We start from the raw sequence: 1,633 nt of genomic DNA, 5'->3' as shown, positions 1-1,633 counted from the left end.
ACACTATTTAAGGCAGACTGCGCAGCTGCGATTTGAGTAATCACGTCGTCACAATACGTATCTTTCTCGATTAATCCTTTAATTCCTCGAATTTGTCCTTCAATTCGATTTAATCGGCTTGTTAGATTTTTTTTCACTTCTGGAGAATGGTGACTTTTTCTTTCACTATTTATCGTACAACATTTTTCTTCACTGTTCATGTGATTCGCTTCGACCATCTAACATCCTCCCTTCATGACTTCATCATACTATACCCCCCTACCCTATATAAAGGGAAAAGGTCGCTTACTTTATCTTTCCACCAATTTCGATAGCTATGCTCATATCATTTTCAACTAACATCAACCCACTTATAGCCTATTCCCCATACGGTTTGCAGGTATTCGTCTACAGGAAAACCCGCTTTTCTAAGCTTATCCCGAACATTTCGCACATGGGAGTCAATAGTACGATCTCCAATCTCAGCCTCATATCCCCACACTAACACAAGCAAGTCGTCTCGGCTGAACACACGATTTAAATGCTGAAGAAGTAATCCCACTAATTCAAACTCTTTAGGGGTCACTTGAATGTAATGATTTTTATATTGTAATACGTGGTCTTCCTTGCTCCACACTAAGCCTTTATAGGTGATTTCATTCTTTTCTTTTAAGGAACGTCTAAGAACCGCGCCGATGCGTGCAACCAATTCTTCTTCGCTAAACGGTTTAGTAATATAGTCGTCTGCTCCTATATTTAATCCTTTTACTACATCTAACGTTTGGCTGCGGGCTGTGAGCATAATGACCGGTAGATCAGACATTTTTCTTACTTTTTGACAAATCTCCCACCCATCTTCGCTTGGCATCATAATATCTAATAAMATCAAATCTGCTTTGTTACCTTCATAAAGATAGCGCAGCGCTTCTGTGCCTTTTTCAAATTTTATACATGTAAATCCGTTTGGCAGCAGATAAAGCTCTAGTAAATCCAGCATCCTTGCTTCATCATCTACTAATAAAATAGTGGCCATCCTATCCATCCTCTCTTAATGCAATCTCTACAGCCGTTCCTTTTCCCCTCTCGCTTATGATTGTTATTTCTCCTCCATGAGCTTCTACAATCTCTTTTACAATTGATAAGCCTAATCCGTATCCTCCGCTTTTTCTCGAGCGAGATTTTTCTACTCGATACAGCTTGTCAAATACGTAAGGCAGATCTTGTTCTGGAATGCCTATTCCTTGATCTTTAAGGGTTATTGTCAATGATTCAACTGATTTTTTTACAATTACCTCAATTTTAGTTCCTTCTTTTGAATATTTCATTGCGTTATCAAGTAAATTGATAATCACTTGCTGAAATCTTTCAGGATCTAGTGAAATGTAAAGACTTTGAGGGCAGCTTATGTCAAGCTCCATCTCTTTTTCTTTTAAAGCTAAATGAAAATGCGCGCATATGGTGTGCAAATACGTAGCCAGTTCTACTTTTTGTTTTTGAATAAAAAACGTGTGCTGATCCAGCTGCGCCAGCTGAAACAAATCTTTGACTAACTGTGAAATTCTTTCCGCTTCTTCYTCCACAATAGCAAGATATTTATCACGTTCTTGCGGTGTATTAGCAGGCCTTCTCGCAACGTCTGCATATCCCTTTAAAT

The 1,633-nt window shown here is 38.6% G+C and carries 3 protein-coding genes; all 3 read right to left on the bottom strand.

Features of this window, described 5'->3' with window-relative positions; translation table 11 throughout:
- Positions 1 to 218 (bottom strand): metal-sensing transcriptional repressor (locus AC1DRF_RS26805; RefSeq protein WP_477742167.1); only part of this gene is annotated, 218 nt, incomplete at its 3' end.
- A 113-nt stretch (positions 219 to 331) separates the two neighbouring features.
- A complete protein-coding gene (locus AC1DRF_RS26800; RefSeq protein ID WP_477742166.1) occupies positions 332 to 1,012 on the bottom strand; it encodes a response regulator transcription factor in 681 nt (226 codons plus the stop codon).
- A gap of 1 nt (position 1,013) precedes the next feature.
- Positions 1,014 to 1,633 (bottom strand): sensor histidine kinase (locus tag AC1DRF_RS26795; RefSeq protein WP_477742165.1); only part of this gene is annotated, 620 nt, incomplete at its 5' end.

The organism is Priestia sp. P5_B4 (genome assembly GCF_056400385.1).
The sequence above is the reverse complement of the archived record's forward strand: the minus strand, read 5'-3'. Positions and strand labels throughout refer to the sequence as shown.